Origin of the sequence: Saccharibacter floricola DSM 15669, from assembly GCF_000378165.1 — a bacterium.
GTDB classification, from domain to species: domain Bacteria; phylum Pseudomonadota; class Alphaproteobacteria; order Acetobacterales; family Acetobacteraceae; genus Saccharibacter; species Saccharibacter floricola.
The window spans coordinates 1-6,005 of sequence record NZ_KB899354.1; the positions used below are offsets into that span (position 1 = coordinate 1).

At 45.9% G+C, this 6,005-nt stretch carries 1 protein-coding gene and 1 pseudogene; both read right to left on the reverse strand.

What is annotated here, in order from left to right; translation table 11 throughout:
• A partial coding sequence (locus tag F457_RS0111430) for a beta strand repeat-containing protein (RefSeq protein ID WP_018981276.1) occupies window positions 1-4,552 on the reverse strand: 4,552 nt, incomplete at its 3' end.
• 773 nt (window positions 4,553-5,325) lie between these two features.
• A pseudogene (locus tag F457_RS14260) lies at window positions 5,326-6,005 on the reverse strand (transposase); the annotation flags it as partial.

Sequence of the window (6,005 nt, forward strand, 5' to 3'; positions counted from 1 at the left end):
CATGATCGTTAAGGGTTAAATTGCCATCCGCATTCGAAAGGTCTTTCGCAACACCAGCATTACCATTCAGCGTGACGCTTTCACCAGCTCCCTTACTGGAAAGAGAGCCTACCGTCGCGCCGTCATTGAGCGCAACAGCCCCGCCAGTGTTATCAAGCTGCCCATTAATCTTAGGCGCATCACCACTGGCGTCTTTCCCGCCTAAGGTGATCTGCGTTCCCTGTCCGGAAGTTGTGAGAGAGCCCATCTGAGACGCACCGTTGAGCGTAACATTACCTCCGGAAACTCCCTTAGCGGCATCCCCGTTAGTCACATCACCTATGACATGCGCAGCTTTATTAAGCGTCACATCCGTGCCCTGCCCCAAGTTAGCCAATGAACCAACTGTAGCTGTATCATTAAGAGCAACCTTGCCATCCGTGTTATAAAGCTGGCCCTTAACAACAGATGCACCATTAAGCGTAACCTGTGTCCCATGCCCTGAATTGCTCAGTGATCCAGCATATGCACCATCATTAAGGGTTACGTTGCCATCAGAGTTGGAAAGATTGTGAGTGACGCTTGCATTATTATTAAGCGTTACACTTTCTCCAGCACCTTCACTGGTGAGAGAATCAGCTTTTGCTGCGGCATTCAGCGTAACTGTTCCGTTTTTATTGTAGAGATTACCCTGAACAGTTGGTTGCTCATACTTATCCGGATTAACTCCCGAAGCTGGAACATTACCAATCGTAACAACAGTTCCTTGACCTTGGCTGTTAATTGTTCCGGCTTGAGCGCCGCCGGTAAGGGAAATATTGCCATTTGTGTTATAAATACCACCCGTAATTTTTGTGGTATCCCCAACAGCTATCATGGCTCCCTTTTGAGTGTTTCTAAGAGAGTTTACTGTCGCCTGATCTAGAAGATTCACATTACTACCACCAGCATCAAGGGTGCCTGTAATGGTAGCATGGTTACGTAATGTGACATCCGCATTAGCACCACGCGTTGTCACATCACCAACACTCGCATTGTCACTTATGTTAACAATGCCGTTTTGGTTATCAAGCTTACCAAGAATTTTGGCATTCTGACCTAAGTTAAGCGTGGCCAATGTACTGCCAGCTGCCGGAGCGCCAACTGTATTCTGATTTGTAAAGGAATCGGCTGTAGCATTACCGGAAAGAGAAACGGTTCCATCCTGATTCGTGATGTTCCCATTAACTTTTGAACTATCGGTTAAAATGACTTTCGAAGCCGAACCAGTATTCGTCAGAGCAACCGTATCTTTTGATTGGTTGCTATCACCAATCCAAGCATTCCCACTCAGCTTCACCGTACCATCTTGGTTCGAAAGCGTCTTAGCAACACTTGCATTATCACTAAGCGTAACGGTTTCACCCTGCCCACTAGTCTTAAGAGAGTTGGCCTGTGAATGTCCGTTCATTATGACGGTGCCGTTGGTGTTCGAAAGCTCTCCCTGAACTTGTGCCGTGTCACCTAGTGTAACTTGTGCCGTTTGACCACTATTCACCAAAGAGCCAGCTTTAGACTGACCGTCCATGGTGACAGTACCGTTTGTATTAGAAAGTGCCCCCTGCACTTGAGACGCACCATGGAGATTAATTGTTGAGCCTTTGTCGACATTGGTCAACGTCCCAACGGTAGCAGCGTTATTCAGCGTCGTTGTTGCAGTGCCGGCATTATGCAACTCACCTGTGACGGCACCCCCGTTCATCACAGCTTGTGCCCCTTGGCCAGTATTCGTCAAAGAACCTGCCTTAGCACTATCATTGATCGTAACCGTTCCGTCCGTATTTGAAAGATTTTTTGTCACACTCGCATTATTATTAAGCGTGACTGTCTCTCCTGCTCCTTTACTCACGAGCGAATCAACATTTGCACCGCTATTTAACGTGACTGTCCCGTTCGTATTAGAAAGCTCACCAATAATTTTAGGAGCGTCCCCTCCCGCACCTTTCACCCCGAGAGTGACCTGCGCATCTTTCCCAAAAGAGCTTACCGCCCCAGCTTGGGCATTTCCAGTGAGGGTAACAGTACCACCAGAAATGGAGCTCGACGCATCTCCATTCGTAATGCTTCCACCAACCTGTGAATGACCACCAAGAGTAACAATACCTCCCGAAAGCTTCGCATCACGAGACCAATTAGTAACATCCCCTTTGATCTGTGCATTGTCGTCTAATGAGACGCGAGCACCAGAACCAAAATTTATGAGCTGAGCCGCCTGTGCATGATCTCTAAGATTAACGGTAGCGCTCGTATTATTAAGAAGAGAGCCCGTCTGACTGTTCGTAATCAGCCCAGTAACCTGTGAATTCCCATTAAGCGTAGCAACCGCACTCTCTTTATTCGTCAATGTTCCAGCCGTTGCTGAATCATTGAGAGTAGCCGTTGCACCATTAGCATTCCCTAGATCACCCGTTGCCGATGATGTGCCATTAAGGAACAGTTGTGTGCCCTGACCGTCATTACTAACTGTACTAACAGGCTTAATATCCGTCAGGTTCGCCGTGGAAGCCTTATCATTAGCTAAAGAGCCAATAGAAGCTCCTTTACTTACTGTAAGCGCAGAACCACTGGTATTACTCAACAGTCCATTCACAGTGGCCGTGCCATTGATGATGGTTTGAGTGCCCGTGCCACTGCTCACCAACCCCGTGGAGCCTTGCGCGTTCGCACTATTAATAACTGAGCCACTATTAAGCGTCAGGGTTCCCCCCTGAGTCGTCACCGGATTGACGATGGTTACGCCACTATTCAACGTAACGTTTGAGCTGGCACCTTTATTAGAAAGAGAGCCAACGTTAATCGCATTGCTTCCTTGGCTGCTCCCAAGGACAACTTGGCCATTGGTATTATTTAGCGCCCCCGCAATACTAGCACTTCCATTCAGGTTAACCGTTGAGCCCTTCCCGTCATCATTTTGGCTGCTCTGGCTTCCCTGAGGCCCATTATTAAGATTGCCCGTCACTTTGGCGCTGTCATTAAGCACAACCTTCCCATCCATATTGGAAAGATCGCCGTTAATGCGCGACTGATTGCCGAGGGTAACACTCCCATTTGCACCGGTATTTGTCACAGGCCCTACCTGCGAGCTATCGCTCATTTGGAGGGTCCCGCCCGTATTCGTCACCGCGCCCGTCACTTGAGATTGACCACCGAGAGTCAGTTTCCCACCTGGGTTTGTAAACGCATTATTTAACCGAGCATTATCAGCTAATGTGATATCAGAAGCAGTTCCCGCTGTACTGTTGATTGCATTCAACTGCGAGAAACCCTTCAAAGTAATGGAACCGCCACTATACGTAATCATGGAAAGAGCGGGAGAACTCTGCGCAAGATTAAGCGTAACATTCCCACCGGAGCTGGAAACTCCTCCCGTAATTTGTGAGTTATCATTAAGTGTTAAGTTTCCACCAGGGTTAGAATATCCCCCTGAAATGGTTGATTTGCCATTTAAAGTAACATTTGAGGTTGTGCCTGTAGACTGAAGCGATGATACCTGCGCCGTATCCCGCAGGATCACTGTCCCGCCGTTGTTGACGATACCACCCGATACATTAATTCCATTTCCAAAATCTAAAGTACCCGTACTATTGTTGGTAACAAGGTTACTTTGCACCATATAGGCTGTAACACCAGAAGGGATACCCTGTGGTATGAACGTTTTTACAGTCCCACTATTGATAATTTGACTATTAGTCAGAAGTCCTTTTGAAGGAGTTCCCCAACTATTCGACAATAGAGGGCCAAGTAAAAGAGTCGCACCTTTGTTAATAGTTGTATAGCCGGAGTAATCTTTACTAAATCCCATCATGCCTTCTGTACCACCAGCAATAGTGATACCACCTGACCCTGTACTCCCAGAGCCACGGTAAAGACTCGTTTCAGTTGGTTGATACCCGTTAGGAAGAGTAGGTCGACCTTGGTCAAAATTTGTATCATATCTATAACTGTCAAGATATTTGTCAGCTACACCGTTTGTAATAACAAGGGTGTTATTCCCCAAATAAAGCGTTGGGACACCCGTGAAAGATTTAAAGTAAACTGGGCTCCCAGTAGATCCATCAGGATTTTTTATAGAAGCACTATTACTTGCTCCTCTAAGATCAACCCCCATACCATATTGAGCAAAAACAGCACTATTAGGGAGAGAACCGTTCCCTGTAATGGTAAGAGCGCCATTTAGTATATTCGTTGGGCCGGAATATGTATTATTTGCTGTAAATGTTGTCGTTCCACTATCCGCTTCATAGCCCCCCGTTCCACTGATACTATTATTAATCGTAGGAGACCCGTTGGTCGTAATCATGCCGTTATTAACGACCGCACTCGTATCACCCGGAAGCTGCGAGGCGTCAACTGACTGTCCTGCATTAATCGTATATGGTGTCGCTGTTTGTGCATAAGCCGATGTATGCACAATTGCTGCAAGCGAGACACCGCAAAGAGCAAAAGAAAGAACCCCATAACGGCGCTTCGAGGTCGTCAATGACGAAACCGGAACGTTACGAGCTACATAGCTCCCAGAATGACGAAAGCTCATTTTTGACTCCTGCAGAACATAAACGCATGACAGTGTGGTGTTAAAAACCGCTGTAAATTGCGGAAAAACAATAAAAACACGATCTCAAGCGTCTGCTGTTACCAATAAGATTAGGCGAGATTACACACGATTTCATAGGAAAACAAACCTTAAATTTATAGGAGAAAGAAAACATCTTCTTCTTTTACGACAATCCACAACCAAAACTAGTTAAGAAAAATTGAGCACTTATGAAAAAAACCAATCTATCTTTATTAAAAAATCCTAGTTTCTTCCGTATTATCTAAAATTACCTCAACGAGAACATAGCCACATCACCCATTCTTCAGTGTTAGGTGAATATATTGAGATCACCATGAAACATAGAATTATAGTTCCTTTATGTTTCTTTTTTGCAACACATATCAAAATAGATTCGTTGGTAAAGAGGTGAACAAAAAAGATAATGATGGTATTTTGCTTTTTATTAACTTTTAAGAAATCTATTCAAGAAATCGTTCTCAGGATAGATTCATAAATTCGCAATAAACTGCAATATCCCATTGGGGAAGCACCTAATAATGTAGGGATATCTCCATGCAAAAGAACATCTCTAGGTGATCATTCACACAACTTTTCTAGAAATATTATTCCATTATCGAATCAAATTATGGATGACACACAAGCATCATCAACGCGACAATTTTATATCATTGCTGAACCATTGTGAGGATACCCCTGCTTAAAACAAACCAGAAAACCCGATAACACCTCAAAACCTTTTTGGAACTTCCGGGATGAGCATTTCGGTGTAGCATGAAGCTTCCCATGGCGATGGGTGCCATGACCTCCGCGAAGTCGGTGCATTTCTCATCATCCTTCACCAGACGTCGCCAGCGGATCATCCAGCCGACACTACGTTCGACGATCCATCAGCAAGGAAGACGCTCAAATCCTTTTGCCGTATCTAACCACCGAATGACCTCGACCGTAACGAAGAGAAACGCGCTCTTGTTCATCAACTGAAGACGATCATATGCCCATCCACGAAAAGAGGTCTCACATAGGGCCTGCGTTTACGGATAGCATCAGGAACCATCCGTTCCCCTGCGCTATCTGAACTATCAGCTGGCATTAGCCCGACGAGTAGACGTCGTTTATCCGTATTGACCACCCTATGGCGCTTGCGCGCCCATACACCTTTTTACCGGCGTCATACCCCCCACTGCTCTTTGTATGAGGGGCCCTTGATATTCTGACGGTCTATGACGCCATCAGACGAGCCGGCTTCACATCTTTCTGCCTCACACGATCCATCCATCAAACATCATAAATGCTCTGAAACAGAAAGTGACGCATCAACGAACCACCAATAGACGGCCTACCAGGGATCAAAATGAACCGAAAGCATCTCCTCCCATACACAGCCAAGGCAGACAAGAGTGCACAGCGCATTCATGATCTCAGGGGAATC